This window comes from Nocardia sp. CA-119907, from assembly GCF_050955995.1.
In the GTDB taxonomy this organism is placed as follows: Bacteria; Actinomycetota; Actinomycetes; order Mycobacteriales; family Mycobacteriaceae; genus Nocardia.
On the sequence record NZ_CP192091.1, the window covers coordinates 6,396,991 to 6,414,321 of the forward strand.

At 63.9% G+C, this 17,331-nt stretch carries 17 protein-coding genes; 13 read left to right on the forward strand and 4 right to left on the reverse strand.

The features are described 5' to 3' along the window. The first annotated feature begins 84 nt into the window (after positions 1–84). From ACQP2D_RS28290 to ACQP2D_RS28335, 10 genes are all read left to right on the forward strand, one after another. The gene (locus ACQP2D_RS28290) at positions 85–1,518 is read left to right on the forward strand and encodes an amino acid permease (RefSeq protein WP_433678958.1); all 1,434 of its coding nucleotides are present in this window, start codon (positions 85–87) and stop codon (positions 1,516–1,518) included. Between the two features lie 257 nt (positions 1,519–1,775). Beyond that, on the forward strand, positions 1,776–2,576 hold the full coding sequence (locus tag ACQP2D_RS28295; protein WP_433678959.1) for an NAD-dependent epimerase/dehydratase family protein: 801 nt from the start codon (positions 1,776–1,778) through the stop codon (positions 2,574–2,576). A gap of 117 nt (positions 2,577–2,693) precedes the next feature. Beyond that, entirely contained in the window at positions 2,694–4,094 is a 1,401-nt protein-coding gene (locus ACQP2D_RS28300; protein WP_433678960.1) for a sugar porter family MFS transporter, read from the forward strand. Between the two features lie 2 nt (positions 4,095–4,096). Beyond that, on the forward strand, positions 4,097–5,101 hold the full coding sequence (locus ACQP2D_RS28305) for a lactonase family protein (protein ID WP_433678961.1): 1,005 nt from the start codon (positions 4,097–4,099) through the stop codon (positions 5,099–5,101). A gap of 124 nt (positions 5,102–5,225) precedes the next feature. After that, the gene (locus ACQP2D_RS28310; protein WP_433678962.1) at positions 5,226–6,137 is read left to right on the forward strand and encodes a LysR family transcriptional regulator; all 912 of its coding nucleotides are present in this window, start codon (positions 5,226–5,228) and stop codon (positions 6,135–6,137) included. Between the two features lie 10 nt (positions 6,138–6,147). Then, on the forward strand, positions 6,148–7,062 hold the full coding sequence (gene kdgD / locus ACQP2D_RS28315; RefSeq protein WP_433678963.1) for a 5-dehydro-4-deoxyglucarate dehydratase: 915 nt from the start codon (positions 6,148–6,150) through the stop codon (positions 7,060–7,062). 118 nt (positions 7,063–7,180) lie between these two features. After that, entirely contained in the window at positions 7,181–8,632 is a 1,452-nt protein-coding gene (locus tag ACQP2D_RS28320; RefSeq protein ID WP_433678964.1) for an aldehyde dehydrogenase (NADP(+)), read from the forward strand. A 1-nt stretch (position 8,633) separates the two neighbouring features. Next, a complete protein-coding gene (locus ACQP2D_RS28325; protein WP_433678965.1) occupies positions 8,634–9,908 on the forward strand; it encodes an enolase C-terminal domain-like protein in 1,275 nt (424 codons plus the stop codon). Positions 9,909–10,041: 133 nt separating this feature from the next. Continuing rightward, the gene (locus tag ACQP2D_RS28330) at positions 10,042–10,251 is read left to right on the forward strand and encodes a hypothetical protein (protein ID WP_433685978.1); all 210 of its coding nucleotides are present in this window, start codon (positions 10,042–10,044) and stop codon (positions 10,249–10,251) included. Between the two features lie 179 nt (positions 10,252–10,430). Continuing rightward, positions 10,431–10,859, forward strand: a complete 429-nt coding sequence (locus tag ACQP2D_RS28335; protein ID WP_433678966.1) for a hypothetical protein — start codon at positions 10,431–10,433, stop codon at positions 10,857–10,859. A gap of 161 nt (positions 10,860–11,020) precedes the next feature. Here the strand turns inward: ACQP2D_RS28335 and ACQP2D_RS28340 are convergent, their stop codons facing one another. Continuing rightward, positions 11,021–11,488: an NUDIX hydrolase gene (locus ACQP2D_RS28340; protein WP_433678967.1), complete on the reverse strand. Its 468-nt coding sequence runs from the start codon at positions 11,486–11,488 to the stop codon at positions 11,021–11,023. A gap of 1,239 nt (positions 11,489–12,727) precedes the next feature. Next, the gene (locus ACQP2D_RS28345) at positions 12,728–13,351 is read right to left on the reverse strand and encodes a hypothetical protein (RefSeq protein ID WP_433678968.1); all 624 of its coding nucleotides are present in this window, start codon (positions 13,349–13,351) and stop codon (positions 12,728–12,730) included. A gap of 502 nt (positions 13,352–13,853) precedes the next feature. On the opposite strand from ACQP2D_RS28345, the gene ACQP2D_RS28350 reads away from it, so the two are divergent. The 3 genes from ACQP2D_RS28350 (at position 13,854) to ACQP2D_RS28360 (ending at position 16,376) form a co-directional block, all read left to right on the forward strand. Beyond that, on the forward strand, positions 13,854–13,982 hold the full coding sequence (locus tag ACQP2D_RS28350) for a hypothetical protein (RefSeq protein ID WP_433678969.1): 129 nt from the start codon (positions 13,854–13,856) through the stop codon (positions 13,980–13,982). Between the two features lie 1,033 nt (positions 13,983–15,015). Beyond that, positions 15,016–15,531 carry a DUF6879 family protein gene (locus ACQP2D_RS28355; RefSeq protein WP_433678970.1) on the forward strand — a complete coding sequence of 172 codons (516 nt, stop codon included), beginning with the start codon at positions 15,016–15,018 and terminating at the stop codon, positions 15,529–15,531. Further along, on the forward strand, positions 15,528–16,376 hold the full coding sequence (locus ACQP2D_RS28360) for a helix-turn-helix domain-containing protein (protein ID WP_433678971.1): 849 nt from the start codon (positions 15,528–15,530) through the stop codon (positions 16,374–16,376). The genes ACQP2D_RS28355 and ACQP2D_RS28360 overlap by 4 nt, the downstream gene beginning before the upstream one ends. A 71-nt stretch (positions 16,377–16,447) precedes the next feature. Here ACQP2D_RS28360 and ACQP2D_RS28365 read toward each other — a convergent pair whose 3' ends face one another. Both ACQP2D_RS28365 and ACQP2D_RS28370 read right to left on the reverse strand, forming a co-directional pair. Further along, positions 16,448–16,867, reverse strand: coding sequence for a hypothetical protein (locus ACQP2D_RS28365; RefSeq protein WP_433678972.1), 420 nt, complete (start codon positions 16,865–16,867; stop codon positions 16,448–16,450). Further along, positions 16,857–17,309, reverse strand: coding sequence for a hypothetical protein (locus tag ACQP2D_RS28370; protein WP_433678973.1), 453 nt, complete (start codon positions 17,307–17,309; stop codon positions 16,857–16,859). Before ACQP2D_RS28370 ends, ACQP2D_RS28365 begins: the two co-directional genes overlap by 11 nt. Positions 17,310–17,331 lie beyond the last annotated feature (22 nt).

Here is a 17,331-nt window from a genome sequence, read left to right on the forward strand (position 1 = left end):
CGTGGTCGGATTAGCTGAGTGCTGCTCAGAATGTGATCTGCGTTACTGCACCGTCGCGTATCGCAGAGGACGAAAGGAAGATCCATGTCCCTCGCGGAGTTGCGCAGCCAGATGTTGCGCCGCAAACCCCTCGGGCAGGTCGAGGAGGAGACACCCGCCGACGAGCAGCTGAAGCGATCACTCGGCTTGTGGCAGCTCACGGCGATCGGCGTCGGCGGCATCATCGGCGCGGGCATCTTCGCCCTCGCCGGTTCGGTCGCGCACTCCGTCACGGGTCCGTCGGTGCTCATCTCATTCCTGATCGCCGGTGTCGCCAGCGCCTGCGCGGCGCTGTGCTACGCCGAATTCGCCGGGATGATCCCGAAGGCCGGATCCGCCTACACCTACGGCTATGTCTCCCTCGGCGAGATCGCGGGCTGGTTCATCGGCTGGGATCTGCTGCTCGAATATGTCGCGGTGGCGGCGGTCGTCGCGATCGGTGTCTCCGGATACTTCAAATTCCTGCTCGGGCAGATCGACATCACGCTGCCCGATTGGATGATGGGTGCGCACGGCACCGGTGACGGCCATGTCATCGACGTATTCGCGGTGCTGTTCTGTCTGGGCACGGCCTGGCTGCTATCGCGCGGTATCAAGAGCGTCGGCCGCTTCGAAACCGTCGCGGTGGGGATCAAGGTCGCGCTGGTCGTGCTGATCATCGTGCTCGGCGTCTTCCATATCGACAGCTCCAACTACACCCCGTACTTCCCCTTCGGCGCCGGCGCGGTCTGGACCGGTGCGGCCACCGTCTTCTTCGCCGTCTTCGGCTACGACGCGATGAGCACCGCCGCCGAGGAGTCGACCGACGGCAAGAAGCATCTGCCCAAGGCGATCATCTACTCGCTGGCCATCGCGATGGTGCTGTATGTACTGGCCACGCTGGTGCTGACCGGTATGCAGAAGTACACCGAGATCAGCCCGACGAGCGGCTTCTCCACCGCCTTCGAATCGGTGGGCATGCCCGGCGTCGCGAATATCATCGCGATCGGCGCCATTGTCGGCATCGTCACCGTGGTGCTCACCTTCATGCTCGGGGTGACCCGCGTCTGGTTCGCCATGAGCCGCGACGGACTGCTGCCCGAGTGGTTCGCCAAGACCCATCCGGTCCGCAAGGTGCCGACCCGGGTGACCTGGATCGTGGGCATCGGATCCGCGGCGATGGCCGGTCTGCTCGATATCACCGTGGTCGCCGAACTGACCAATATCGGCATTCTGATGGCCTTCATCGTGGTCTCGGTCGCGGTGATGGTGCTGCGCCGCACCCGGCCCGACCAACCGCGCGCGTTCAAACTGCCGCTGATGCCGGTGGTGCCGCTGATCGGTATCGGCTTCTCGGTCTACCTGATCTGGTCGCTGCCGTGGGAGACCTGGCTGCGGTTCGCGGTGTGGCTGGTGATCGGACTCGCGGTGTACTTCGGATACTCGCGGATGCACTCCAAGCTGGAACGCGGCGAGGCGGACGTCACGCTGGCGAAGTAGGCGCGAATCCGGTTGGGCGAGTGGACAATTGGCCACTCGCCCAACTCGCGTTCGCGCAGCCCCGCAACCGATGCCCTGACAGCATCGGTCGATACAGAAACGGTGTTGGACAGGCATCATTTCAGCGCCATAACCTTCTGACACGTTCGAGCGGCGAGTGACGCACCCCACACTCCGCTCGGTCCACAGGAGGACACCATGTGCGAAAACAACGGCTCTACTGGCATTTTCGACTGCGCGAGCGAGACCGATGCCGCATGAATGATCACCGAATTCTCATAACCGGCGCGGGCGGCGGCATCGGCACGCTGATGCGCCCGCGCCTGCGACGCCCCGATCGCGTACTGCGGCTACTGGACCTGACCGAACTCCCCGCGCCGACATCCGGCGAACGGGTCGAGATCGTCGTGGGATCGCTCACCGATCCCACCGCCATGGCCGCAGCGTGCCGGGACGTGGACGCGATCATCCATCTCGGCGGAATCAGCCGAGAAGACAGCTGGGACAACGTACTCGCCGTCAATATCGACGGCACGCACACCGTACTCGAAGCAGCACGGCAGGCCGGAGTGCCGCGGGTCGTCCTCGCGTCGAGCAATCACGCCGTCGGTTTCCACGCCGTCGGCCCCGACCCCATTCCCGGCGACGCCGCGCCCCTGCCCGATACCTATTACGGCGTCAGCAAGGTGGCGGTGGAGGCGCTGGGCAGTCTCTATCACTCCCGCTTCGGCATGGATGTGATCTGCATTCGGATCGGTTCGTGTTTCGAGCGCCCGCAGGATGCCCGCGGACTGTCGATGTGGTTGTCCCCCAACGACTGTGCGCGCCTGTTCGAGGCCTGCCTGGCCGCCGAACGACCGGGCTACCGGGTGATCTGGGGCGTATCGGCCAATACCCGCGCGGTCGTTTCCCTGCGCGAGGCCGAGGAACTCGGCTACCGCAGCGAAGACGACGCCGAACAGTTCGCCGCCGATATTTCCTCCGCCGCCAATCGGGGCCCTTGGCTGATCGGCGGACCTTTCGTGGAAACCCCACTGGGAAAACCGAATCCGCTCTGAACGCCACACAGAACGCATCACGCGATACCCAGACGGAATCGCATTTCTGGCGAATTTCACAGCAGCGGCATGTGACGCTGATGGCACTTTGCTCCATCGCGAAAGAAGCGCAGCACAATGCAATTCAAGTCAACGACGACCGCACCGAAATCGGGGCTCGCCGCCAATGTCAAATTTCTCTATTTCTTCGGGGCCCTCGGCGGCATCCTGTTCGGCTACGACCTCGGCGTCATCTCCGGGGTGTTGCTGTTCATCAAGAAGTCCTGGCAGCTGTCCTCGGTGACACAGGGGGTGATCGGCGGCTGCCTGGCCGCCGGTGCGGTGATCGGCGCGGCCATTGCCGGGCGGATCACCGATCGACTCGGGCGGCGACGCACCATTATGATCGCCGCCGCGGTCTTCGGGATCGGCGCGCTGGGCTGTGCGCTGGCGCCCAATGTCGCCGTGCTGGTGGTGGCCAGATTCATTACCGGCATCGCGGTGGGGTGTTCGTCGGCGACCGTGCCGACATATCTGTCCGAACTCGCCCCGACCAGGGCACGCGGCGCATTGTCGACATTGAACCAGCTGATGATCGTCTCCGGCATCCTGATCGCCTACATCGTGGACTGGGCGCTGTCGGGATCCGGTAACTGGCGGATGATGTTCGCGGTCGCCGCGATTCCGGCGGTGGCGCTGCTGGCGGGCATGTCGGTATTGCCCGAGACGCCGCGCTGGCTGGTGCACGCCGAGCGGGAGACCGAGGCGCGCGCCGTGCTGGCTGGCACGCATCGCGCCGACGAGATCGAATCCGAGATGAGCAGTATCCGCTCGGTCATCCGACTGGATGAGCAGCAGCAGGGGCGGCTGCGCGATCTGCTGGCGCCTTGGGCGCGACCGGCGCTGGTCGTGGCACTAATTCTCGCTATCGGGCAACAGTTCTCGGGTGTCAATGCCGTGAATGTCTACGCACCGACCATGTTCAAGGATCTCGGCTTCGGAAATTCGACATCCCTGCTGGCTTCCATTGTGCTCGGCGCGATCAAGGTGGCGTTCACGGCCTGGGTGATCTTCGTTGTCGACCGCTGGGGTCGAAAGCCATTGCTATTGCTCGGCAATGTTTGTATGGCCTCGTCATTGTTCCTGCTCGGCGCCATCGTGCTCGGCGTGCACAACCACACCGTCACCGGGATCACGACATTGATCCTGCTCAATGTCTACCTCGCGGGCTACGAATTGGGTTGGGGCGCGGTGGTCTGGGTGATGATGGCGGAGATCTTCCCGCTGCGGGTACGCGGGGTCGGCATGGGTGTCGGCAGTGTGGTGCTGTGGAGTTCGACCTTCGCCATCACCTTCCTGTTCCCGGTGATGAACGACCACCTCGGACTCGGCTATTCGGCCTGGATCTTCGCCGGGGTCAGCGTGGTGATGTTCATGCTGGTACAGCGATTCGTCCCGGAGACCAATGGACGCAGCCTGGAACAGATCGAAATGGAGCTGCGGGCGCGAGTCAGCGGTAAGTCCGCCGAGACGGCGTGAATATGGCCTACGCCGTTTATGTTTCGAATGCCGACAGTCGCGAGATCTCCGTGCTGCGACTCGACGACGACGGTGCGCTGACACCCGTCGAATCGCAGCCGGTGAACGGCGCGGTGATGCCCTTGGCGATGAGCCCGGACCACCGGTACCTCTACGCATCGCTGCGTTCGGCACCCTTCGCGGTGGCAGTATTCGCCACAGATCCGGCAACGGGGCGGCTGACACCGCTGTCGACCGCCCCGCTGCCGGACAATATGGCGTACCTTTCGACGGATCGAAGCGGACGATATCTACTCAGCGCCTCGTATTCGGGCAATAGGATCGCCATCAATCCGATCACATCCGGCGGCGGTGTCGCACCGCCCGTCGAGGTGAAATCGACACCGCCGCATGCTCATTCGATTGTGACCGATCCGTCCAACCGGTATCTGTTCGCGGCGGCGCTCGGCGGCGATGTGATCCTGCAGTTCCGCTTCGACGCCGAAGCCGGGCGGCTCATACCGAATCGGCCGCCACTGGTCGAGACCGCACCCGGAGCCGGTCCGCGACATCTGGTATTCCATCCCGACGGATCGACCGTCTACGGCACCAACGAGCTGGACGGCACGGTGAACACCTACCGATTCGAATCCGTCACGGGCACACTCACATTCGTCGCCTCGGCCACGGTGATGCCGTCCACGGCGGGCCCACCGTGGACATCGGAACTGCGCCTCACCTCGAACGGCCGCTATCTCTATGTGGCCGAACGGACTTCGAACACGCTCACCGGATTCCGTATCGTCCCGGCGACCGGGCTCCTCGAACCACTCGGACACACACCCACCGAGGCCCGACCACGCGGATTCGCCATCGATCCGAGTGGGCGATTCCTGGTGGCCGCCGGTCAGCAGTCCCATGCCGTCACCAGCTACGCCATCGATTCCGAGACCGGCTCGCTCACCCCACGGCATCGGCTCGGCGTCGGCCGCGACCCCAACTGGGTCGAAATCATCGCCCTGCGATGAATACCTTTCGGGTATCGGTTGATGCCGAATTAGCGTTGGACGAGTATCAGCAATGGGCCATAGCCTGCGGATACGGCGATCTGCGGGCGAGGCGGAGTGCACGCCGCAACGCAGGAGGAGAACGATGTCGACACTGTCGCTGGAGCAGGTCCGCGGCTTCGTCACGGTGGCCGAGGAGGGCAATTTCCGCCGGGCGGCCGAGCGCCTGCGGATGACGCAGCCGCCGCTGAGCCGCCAGATCCAGAAACTGGAACGCGATATCGGTGTCGAACTCTTCGACCGCACCCAGCGGCAGGTCCAGCTGACCCCGGCCGGGGAGGTCTTCCTGACCGAGGCGCGCCGCCTCCTGGCCCTGGCCAGCGCCGCACCCGGCACCGCCCGCCTCGTCGCCGCGGGCGGGGCCGGCACAGTGCGCATCGGTTTCACGGCCGCCTCGGGATTCGGCTTCCTCGGGCCCTTCCTCAATCAAATCGAGGCGAGCCTCAACCACATCGAGGCCGGGCTGGACGGCGTCGAGGTGGTTTTGCGCGAGATGGTGAGTTCGGATCAATTCGAGAACCTGCGCAGCGGCAGCCTCGATCTCGCACTCGCCCGCCCGCCCTTCGACCGCACCGAATTCGATTCGCGGCTGGTGCATTCCGAGGGATTGATGCTGGCCGTGCCGGAACAGCACAGGCTGGCCGCGGACGATCCGATCGCGATCGAAGAACTGGGCGGCGAGACGCTGCTGGTCTACGCGCCCGGTCCGGCTCGCTATTTCGCCGATCTGGTCTCCGGCATCCTCGCCGCCGTGCCCTACACCGCGACCCATGAATTGACCCAGGTGCACACCATGCTCGCGCTGGTGGCCGCCGGACGCGGCCTGGCCCTGGTCCCCGAAACGTCCACCCATCTGCATCCCGACGGCGTGCGGTTCCGGCCGCTCGACGGCGTCGAGGAATCCGTTGTCCTGCACGCGGTCTGGCGGCGCGACTGCGCCAATCCGGCACTGCACCGAGTGATCGAACTGCTCGATTCGCTGCCGCCGGCTCACTGAGAGGAACCACATGTCACATCTGTCCGCCGACGAATTGGGCCCCGCGCTGGGCCGCGGGCTACTGTCCTTCCCGGTCACGCATTTCGACGCCGCGCTGGCCTTCGACGAGGCCGCCTACCGCAAACACATTGCCTGGCTGGCCCAATACGAGGTGGCGGGTCTATTCGCGGCGGGCGGGACGGGCGAGGGCTTCTCCCTGACACCACCCGAGATCGATCAGGTGGTGCGGGCCGCGGTCGCCGAGACCGGCGGCCGGATCCCGGTGATCGCACCGGCCACCGCGGGCACGGCGGCGGCGATCGAACAGGCCCGCTCGGCCGAAGCCGCCGGGGCCGAGGGCATTTTGCTGATGCCGCCATATCTGACCGAGGCGGGGCCGGACGGGCTGGTCGAACATGTCGCCGCCGTCTGCGCGGCCACCTCGCTGGGCGTCATCTTCTACAGCCGCGCAAATGCCACCTGCAATGACGTGACCTTGGCGCGGATGACCGAGCGCTGCCCGAATCTGGTGGGGTTCAAGGACGGTGTCGGCAATATCGAGACGATGACCCGGATCTACGCCCGGCTCGGCGACCGTCTCACCTATATCGGCGGGCTACCGACAGCTGAGACCTTCGCCCTGCCCTACACCGAAATGGGTGTCACCACATACTCTTCCGCGATCTTCAACTTCGTGCCGCAGTTCGCACTCGACTTCTATCGCGCGGTGCGGACCCGCGACCGCGACGAGGTCTACCGCCGGCTGCGCGAATTCGTTGTCCCCTACCTGGATATCCGCGACCGTGGACCCGGGTACGCGGTGTCGATCGTCAAGGCCGGGCTGACGGCCATCGGACGCCCCGCCGGACCGGTCCGGCCACCGCTGACCGACCTCACCGAGCCCGAACTCGCCGAACTGATCGCCCTGATCGCCACAATTTTATGAACAGCGCGGCCATCCTCGACCGGATCACCCGGGGTCACCGTTGCGCCTCGGCGTAACCATCAGCGACCGAGCGCGCGCCCGGACCTGCGTGCGTAACCCACTAGCTTCAGGAGCCGTTATGGACACCACCCCTGACGAACTACAGCGAATGATGACCGCGGCGAAGCAGGCCGCCGGTCGCCTCGCCGACACCACACCCACTGAACGGGCACAGTGGCTCAGCCGGATCGCGGATGCCCTGGATGGCGCGGCCGATGAACTCGTCCCCCTCGCCGCAGCGGAAACACATCTGCCCGAAACACCTCGCCTACGTGGTGAATTGACCCGCACCACCTTTCAGTTGCGCCTGTTCGCCGAAGTGCTCGCCGATGGCGAATTCCTCGCCGGCACCGTGGATCACGCCGATCCGAGCTGGCCGATGGGGCCGCGGCCCGATATTCGGCGCAGCCTGGTCCCCATCGGACCGGCGCTCGTCTTCGCCGCGAGCAACTTCCCGTTCGCGTTCAGCGTCGCGGGCGGCGACAGCGCCTCGGCGCTGGCCGCGGGATGTCCCGTTGTCCTGAAGGCACATCCGGGCCACCCACGGCTGTCCGAGCGGACCGGCGAGATCGTGCGCGACGCATTGAGCGCGGCCAGTGCCCCGGCGGGTGCCTTCGCGGTCATCCACGGTGTCGAGGCGGGCATTGCCGCACTGCGTCATCCGGATATCGCCGCCGCGTCGTTCACCGGTTCACTGGCGGGTGGCCGGGCGCTGTTCGATATCGCATCGTCACGGCCACGCCCGATCCCGTTCTACGGCGAACTCGGCAGCGTCAATCCGGTGGTGGTCATGCCGGATGCGGTACGTGCACGCGGACAGCGGATCGTCGAGGGTTTCGTCGGATCGTTCACCCTCGGCGCGGGACAGTTCTGCACCAAACCCGGTGTGCTGCTGCTGCCGTCGGGCCATGGGCTCACCGACGCGCTGGCCGCCGCGGTCGCCGCCGTGCCGGGACAGCGCTTGCTCAACGAGCACATCGTCAACGGCTTCCGATCGCGGGTGACGATCCTGCGCGAATACCCCTCCGTCACCGCGATTTCGGCACCCGCTATCGACGCCGACCTGCTCGCCCCCACCTTGCTGAGCGTGTCCGCCACCGACTTCCTGGCCGCGGGAGATGCCCTGCAGGCGGAATGCTTCGGTCCGGCGGCATTGGTTGTCGAATACGCGAATGCCATTGAACTGGAACAAGTTCTGCGCCAACTCGAACCGGGTCTCACCGCGACCATCATCGCGGAGGACACCGAAGTCGACGACGTGCGCCCATTGCTGCCCGCCCTCAGCGGGCTCGCCGGTCGCCTGCTGTGGAACGACTGGCCCACCGGTGTCACGGTGAGCTGGGCCCAGCAGCACGGCGGTCCCTACCCCGCGACGACCGCGCCGACCACGACCTCGGTGGGAACCGCCGCCATCGCCCGCTTCCTGCGGCCGATCGCCTGGCAGGGCTTCCCGGACAGCCTGCTCCCACCCGCCCTGCGCGAAGCCAATCCCTGGGGGCTGCCGCGCCGCGTCGACGGAAAGCGAGACTGATATGACACCCGTCATCACCGATGTCCGATTGACCCCGATCCTGATCTCCGATCCCCCGCTGTTGAATCTGTCGGGTGTCCATCAGCCGTATACGCCACGGCTGATCGTCGAGGTCGTCACCGCCAGTGGCGCGGTCGGCCTCGGCGAAACCTACGGTGACAAAGTCTATCTGGAGCGCGCGACCGAATTGGCACGCGCACTGATCGGCATGCCGGTCGGCGCGATCACCGCGATCACCGGGCTCGGACAGGGTACGAGCGCCCTGCTGGATTCCGCGCCCGCGGCCAGTGGCCTGCGCGGCGCGCTGACCACGGACAAGGTGCGGCTGAGCGTGGTGTCCGCCTTCGAGGTCGCCGCACTGGACGCGCTGGGACGCCACTTGGCGGTGCCGGTACATGTCCTGCTCGGGGGCAAGGTGCGTGACCGCGTCGAGTATTCGGGCTACCTGTTCTACAAGTGGGCAGAGCATCCCTTGGCTCCGGAAGCCACGGACGAGTGGGGTGCGGCAGTGGATCCGGCGGGCGTGGTCGCTCAGGCACAAAAGTTTGTCGCCCACGGTGGTTTCCGGTCGTTCAAGCTCAAAGGCGGGGTCATGCCGCCGGATGAGGAGATCGCCGCGATCCGAGCGCTGGCCACCGAATTCCCGAACTCGCCTTTGCGTTTGGACCCGAACGGCGGCTGGTCGCTGAAGACGGCACTGCACGTCGCGGCGGAGCTGAGCGGTGTCGTGGAATACCTCGAGGATCCGACCGCCACGGTCGACGATATGGCCGAGGTGCATCGCCGCACCGGAATCCCATTGGCCACGAATATGATCGTGACCGCACTCGATGAGGTGAAACCGGCATTCGACCGTGACGCGGTGCAGATCGTGCTGTCCGACCATCATTTCTGGGGCGGTCTGCTGGCCACCCGCGATCTTGCCGCAGTATGCCGGGCATACAAAAAGGGCATCTCGATGCACTCCAACAGCCATCTCGGCATCAGCCTCGCCGCCATGACCCAGGTGGCCGCCACCGTCATCGACCTCGATTACGCCTGCGATACCCACTACCCATGGCAGCCAGAGGATGTGATCGTCGACCCGATCGTCATCAGCGACGGCGCGGTCACCGTCTCCGACGCCCCCGGTCTCGGCGTCGAGCTCGATCCGGACGCGCTCGCGCGCCTGCACCACCGCTGGAACGCCATGCCGCAGTGGCACAACCGCGACGACATCGCCGCCATGCGCCTGGTGGACCCGACCTATCGGACGCCGAGCTCGCCCAAATATTGACCCGCGTGGTGGCCCCGATCGTGGCCGAACCGCAGACGGCATAACCAGAAAGCGACTGTGGCGACAGGCCGTAGTTGTCATCAGCACCGGCCGTCGACCACCGCTTCCATCAGGCATTGCACTGGTGATGTTCATGCTGGTGCAGCGGTTCGTGCCCGAGTCCAATGGGCGCAGCCCGGAACAGATCGAGATGGAGTTGCGGGCCCGAGTCAGCCTCTACGTCCTCGACGGCGCACTCCTGCCGGGCAACGCCGGGGCGTGCAACCCATCGATGACCATCGCCGCCGTCGCAGGGCGAGCCCTCGACAACCTGGTCGCCCAGGACGTGGGGACCGCGATCTGACGTTTCCCGAACGATCCGACTGCGGGAGTCGGCCACGGACGGCCGAGGTAGCGCTCGATGTCGGAAGGCAGCAAATGCCCGGTCATCAACTGCCGCCGTGGGTTCGGCGTGGCAGCGGCAAGGGGTGCCCGAGTTTGGGTGCCGAGCGTGCGGGGTAAAAGCCGAACGCTAGATGTCACATGAAAAGACGAAAGGGTTCGACCTTGATCAACGCCAAAAGGCCGATCGCCGTGTGTGCGGCCGCAATCGGGATCACTGCCGGGATGGCGGTATTCCTCCCGGCAACTGCGTCCGCGGCAACATATGGCGGCCAGTGCGGTGAAGGCTTCAAGGTGATCGACTCACACGAGTTGAAGGGCGGCACAGTCTTTCTCACCTACGACGGTCGGACCAACTGCGTGGTCACCGTGCGGGACAAGCCGGGCGAGCCGATCTCGATGGGTGCCGCTGTGCGGCAGTCGAAGGACCACTCCCAGGTGGTCATAAACGACGACCGCGTCTTCACCGACTACGCGTATGCGAAGGTCGAGGCGGAAGGCAAGTGCATCGACTGGGGCGGCCGCATCAAGGACGACCTCTGGCAGGAATTCGGAGTGCACTGCGGGTAACCGAGCCCTCGCTCCACACCGACGGCCTCGCGGCCGTCGGTGTGAACGGGAAAGTCCCGTCAAGCCGAGATAATTGCTGTGTCTTGGCAGCATCAAGTGTCCAAAGTTCCGCCAGCGTCAAGTAGCTGAGGCACCGCTGTGCCCGGAGGGGCGGCTCATGATTACCAGCCGTAGGTTGAGAACGGGTGCCCGTTGGCGATGTGCCGTATGGCCACGCGGCAGTAGTCGATCATGTGCTCGGGCAGTTCAGTGGCCGAGAACCATTGCAGCTCAGTGCATTTCTCCGGTTCGCGATTTTCAGGCTCGCGCAGCCAGCTACGCACAGTGAAGAAGATCGCCATCCGGCCACCGCATGACGAGTTGTGCATGATGTGAGCAAACTGGACTTCTTCGGGCTTGATGTTGATCCCGATTTCTTCCTCCGCCTCACGGATGAGTGCAGCGATCACCGATTCGTCGGCTTCGAGATGACCCGATGGCAGGTGCCAGGCTCCATCCTCGAAGCCAGTGTTCTGGCGCTGGCCGAAGAGGACTTCATTGCCGCGGCGCAGCACGAGGTGAACATCGCCAGTGACTTTGTGCCGCTGGGTATCCGAGCCGTGAGCTTGCTTCGTTACTGCATCTGTCATGAAGTGAAAATCCCGTCTGCTTTCTCGGCGTCGAACAGATCGAACGAACTTCACCACGAGCAACCTGAGAACCGTGCTCGGTAATTCGGCGTTGCTCCCCTACTCCCTCCTGTGCAGGTAGATCTACCTTTCCGTGCTCCCTGGTGTCGGACCGTCATCCGGCATGTGTGACACACCGGGCACCTACTCATACCCCAGGCGAGTCGGACGAAAGGATAGTGAACACGGGAGGGTGGTCATGAGCGGAGGGTCCCACGCACCACCGACAACACGGAGCCACTTCCATCCGTTCCCACGTAACCCCGGTCATCGACAACATGGGCCGTTGCGCAGTCGACCCCATGGCAGCTTGCGTGGTCCCGCCATACACCGATAGGCCCCAAAACCGTTCGAGCCGACCAGAATTCAAACCAGGCGGACGATTTCGCTGCCTCACGGGTGGGCACGGTGCATGATCCGTGACCGGTGGCAGCTCCAGCGTCGTCTCGGCGGGTGGTACCTCGCCGAGCGGGATGACATTTCTGCACACAATGTGACCACACCGAACGAACGAGCGATTTCAGACAAAGAGGCCCCCGTCGTGAAAACCACTTCAGGGGGTTTCTTGATGGAGCCGCTCGAGGGAATCGAACCCCCGACGTTTTCATTACGAGAAAGCCGAGTAGCGTCCTGCGTGACATCGCGTAGTACCGGATATTCGCGCTTCTGCGCAGGTGAGAGGCATCTTTCGTCTCCCGACATATCGCGTCGTCATGCGACGTTCGGTGTCACACTGCGTGACACACTCCTACGCCCACAGCGCCAGTCGTCGGCGCGAAGGTCACAGCTTGCCACGGAGTCCAGTCGTCGCGCCTGACACGCGCTCCCGTCGTTCCTTACGTTGCCGTCGCACGCCATCAAGGCGACACCGACGAAGGAGACCACGATGACCACGCCCGCCGCGAAGAAGACCACCACGAAGCCCGCCACCGAGGCCCTGACCACCAAGCAGGTTGCCGAAGCGCTCGGCACTGACCCGAAGACGCTGCGTGTGGTCCTGCGTGCGTCGGACGACTACCAGGCTGTCGGGGCTGGCGCTCGCTACTCGTTCACCGCGAAGGACGTCGGCCCGATGAAGCCCCGGTTCGCCAAGTGGCTTAAGGAACGCGCCGCCGCGAATGGCTGCCAAGGCCGAGGCAGAAGCCACAAAGGCTACCGAACCCACACCCACCGACGACGCGAAGTAACCTCGCGAACCTCTCAGCCCTGCGCCGTTTCCGGTGTAGGGCTTTGTGGTGGTTTAACCGATTCGCCGTACTTCGTCATCAGCCGCTCCTGGGCTGCGGTGACGGCCTTCTTGTTCTTGCGCGTCTGCGTCGGTGACAGCCTGTCCTTGCTGATGTTGACGAGCTTCACCACTTCACCATCGAGAATGTCCGAGTACTTGTTCAGCTCGATGATGAAGTTCGTAAAGCTCTGTACCGGATTCTGGACCATCTCCGCGAAGTTCGTCCGTCGCCGCAGTTGTGAGTATTCGTTATAGGCGACCTGCATCTGCTCGTAGCAAGCGGCATCGACGACCGTGATCTTGCCGACTGCGAATGCGTCCTCAAGACCGAGGATCGCGCGCTCGAATGCGCGAATGCTAGCCAGCGCGGCATCCATGCTCGTCTGCCGTCCGGTCAGACCAGCTTGATCGACCATGTCACTCGCGCAAACCTTGAGCTCATGCGATGCGGCAACAATCTTCCCGATGACGTCTCGCTGCGGCGCTCGATATGCATCGTCCAGCTTGCGACGCTCACGGAGATACGTGGCAGCGTAGGTCAGGCTGCTACCGATGACGCCGCCCCACAGCGGTGTGGGAACCCCCAGAAAGGTCATGCGCGGAGTGTCCCACAGCCCACCGACAACACTGAGCTACCTTCAGTGCGTCCGTACGGTCCTGGCGAATCGTCACCACACGATCACTCGAGCGGGCACGTGCCAGTCGCTCTGGAGACGAATCAGAGACGGATACGGTAGGGCATCACGTCGTGCGTCGCGTGATGTCATGCCCACACCCGCCCCCCCCGAAACGGTGAGAGCCGCCCAGTATCGAAACTAGACGGCTCTATTCGCGGGGGGTGTGGTCGGTCAACGTCCCCCAGATCGGTTGCGAGCCCGTTCGGCCGTTTTGACACAGTCCTGAACCTTCGTGCCGTAGTCGTCACCAGCGCTGGCGCTCAACACCTTTCGCCCGTCCGGCAGCGTGGTCCGTCGCCGAGCATCCCCGGACAGCGAATACAACGACCCGCCGCGAGTGACCCATACGTCCGCGCTGGATACCTTCGTCGTGCCCTGCATGATGTTCGCACCGATGTACGCGAGCCCGCCCGGAGCAGTGATGACGTACGTATCGGCCAGCGTGTTCGACGGGTCGGAGAACGCAGCCGAGATCGTCGCCACCGTATCGGCTGGTGCCGGTTGGCATCCGGGCGGAATCGGCGCGGTAGCGGGTGCCGTGGTCGGCTGAGGGGCCGGTGTGGTGACGGCGGGCCGTGTCGTCGTGACGGGTGGTTGTGTCATCGTGGTAGATGCGGCGGTGGATTCGTCGGTCGCGGCGCAGCCAGTCAGGGCGATGGCGAGTGCGACGAGCGCGGGTCGGCGGATCATGGTCTCCTCTTATTCGTTACGGGACGGCGCGGAAGGGATCGGACCGCCGGAAGTTCGAGCGTTGTTGCGGCGGATGTGGTGAAGTACTCGCGGCTGTGTCGTCCTGGCGGGCGCGGTGTGGAGCGATGGCGGCCCAGCCTGAACCCGAGCGCGAATGCCGCGGCAACGGCGAAGCTGAAGACGATCACGACCATAACGACTCACAAGGCAAGGGCGGCATGCCATCTCGAACCTCGTCGTCTATCAGCACGGGAACGCCGAGCCATTCCCCTACATCCTTCGCGTACAGAATCGCTGCTTGCCTCGCCGCGCTGTAGTCGAACACGAGAGGTCCGAACACGATGCGCACGTGGCACTGATCGTCTTGCACGCCAAGCCCTTTCGTTTGGCTCTGAGCCGGGTGAAGGACGTGGACACCTCACCCGGCCCATTGCAGACGAACCTAAGAACCTGAGCACGCAAATCTGAACGAGTTTGTTAGAGTTTGCGCGAGCAGCAGCTTTTTGTTGACTGGTTGCACCTGGGATCCGACGATTTATGGGTGTGCACAAACAGGCGCAACGTCTCAACGGGAGGCAGACCCATGCTCTTAAGGTTCCTCGGCAAGAACACGAACCACGGTGGCAGTCCAACGCTGTTCCTCACGGACAGTCGGACTTACGTCGTGCAAGGTTGGAAGGTGCCCGGACACGATGACCACGTGGAGATTCCACACCCGCTACTCGCGTTCCTCGAGCCGGGGACGTGCCTAGGTGTACTGCTCCGGGACACAGGTCACGGGACCTTCATCCTCAGCGGTAAGCCAGTCACCGACCCCGATGCGCTCGCTCAGATGAACACCCCCGACCACGAGACCAGCGTAGAAGTTCCCGTAGCACAGGAGATCCGACCCGATGCAATTCCTTCAAGGTGAGGAAATCGACAACCTCCTGCGCGCCTGCGAGCACAGCGCCTACCACCTGGAACTGCAAGACTCGTACAGCACACCGGAGGAGGCCGAACCGTTCCGCAAGTTCCTTGCGGGAGAACCCGATGACTACGCCTGGTGCGATGAGTGGGACGGCCTGATCCATGAAGTCACCAGCACCGGCCGGATTGTGCGGCGTGCCCGCGTCGTGACCGAGCCACACACCGACTATGTGCGGTGGAGCATGGTCGTCGCGCACCGCAACATCGCTGCGGGCGAGGACATCCGATACCATCCGCGCCACCAGATCGACCCGTCCGAGCTGACCACTGATGACTTCTGGCTTCTCGACGACCGGGCGCTTGCGTTTACCATCTTCGAGCCGTCAGGGCGGTATGCCGGCTGGGCCATCACCCACGACCCGGTGCTAGTCGACCACGCGCGAGCGGCATGGAATCGGGTGTGGGACAAAGCCGTCCCTCATGCTGACTACGTCAAGTGACTACCACCGCGAAGGAAGCACGCGAGGCGTTCGGTGAGCGCCTGCGCAACCTCCGCAAGGATGCTGGGCTGACCGGTAGGCAACTCTCCGAGCTTGCCGGTTGGCACAGTTCCAAGGTTTCACGAATCGAGTACGGGAAACAGACGCCGACCGACGCAGACCTCCAGGCTTGGTGCATCCACACCCGAACCGACGACCAGTTGCCCGACCTCGTCGCCAACCTGCGCAACGTCGAAGCCTCGTATCTCGAATGGCGTCGAATGCGGTTGCCGCACAGGCAGAAACAATCCGTAGCCGCCGAGGCCAAGACCAACCTCATGCGATGGTACGAGCCCGTCGTCGTACCCGGCCTATTGCAGACCCCGCCCTACGCTGAGGCGATTCTCCGAATGGTGCTCGACTTCTACGACGAGCCAGAGAGTGACATTGAATCCAGCCTCGGCGCGCGCCTCGAACGTCAGCAAGTGCTGTACCGAGGAAATCACCGCTTCTACTTCATCCTCGCAGAACAGGTTCTCCACACCCGCGTAGGCACCGCGGATTTGATGCTTGAGCAGCTTGACCGCTTGCTCACGGCGATGTCTCTGCCTCGCGTCGTGCTGGGCATAGTGCCGACGAAAGCCGACTATCGAACGCCCGTGAACAACTTCATCATGTTCGACAGCCGCATGGTCCAGGTCGAGACCATCTCGGCTGAGCTGACGATCACCCAGCCCAGCGAGATAGCGTTGTACGACAAGGCTTTCCACCGGCTCAAGGATCAAGCCATCCACGGGCAGGACGCGCGGGCGATGATCGCTGCGGCTATGGCCGATCTGCGGTCCGATCATGACCCATACACATAGTTCCGACGTGCAGTATCGAAATCTGCATCTCACCGCACATGAGACGACTACACACCAACGAATGCTGCTTGCTAATCGAAGTACTCGTCACCGCTGACCTGCCGTATGGCGTCCCCGCGCCGAACAGTCTTGTCAACTGGGTCGATACCCCGATCCTCCTTGTCATACGAAAAGGTCTCGGGGCGATCCGGATTCGGCGCGAATACGCTCTGCTGAGCTAGCGCTGCTAGTCCCGGTGACCCCGCAATTGTACGAAACGTCTGCGCCACCGACGCGGTATCTCCCTCAAATCGAACAACTTTCACGGTCGTCTTTGCCTGCTCCACCGTGATCGTCAAATCCGAATCCGGGAGTTCAACCTCTTGCGGCTCAGCGAGGATTACAAACCGCATTCCGATCTCAACACCATGCTCCCGCCCTCTGTCGATGATGACCTCCCGATTGCCGAGTACAGCAACGATCTGGCCTTCAATCGGGTCCTCAATCGCCATTCTCTTCTTGTCCTCTCGCTTGCTCCAAGGCCCGCTGAAGGGCGCGCTCAACTGCAACTCCATGAACCAGGCGCCAGTCGTCTACGCCGTCAACAACAGCGTTCTCTATGTAGCTGAGGTGGACGCTCAGATTTCCGATGACGACCCTCAACTCTGCCTGTGTCGGCTTCGGGTTGTCTCGGTCAAATGTCTGCTCAGCGAGCGCTCTCGCTCCTGCGACCCGACTACCGAGTGTGACTAGACGTCGAGCCGACGCCTCAGCATGAGATGGATCCGCCTTCCCGACCCCGCTAAACAGCCAGCCGGCCGCGACCTGGAACGAAGCCGCAACCACACCGAGCAACAGGTTGGTGGAGCGTGTCGGCGGCTTCTCCGCACCGCTGAGGACCGCGAGCACCAAAATGATCGCGATCGCTGCCACCGTCAGCAGGGTGCCGATCACTGTCTTCCAGTGGGCCCCTATC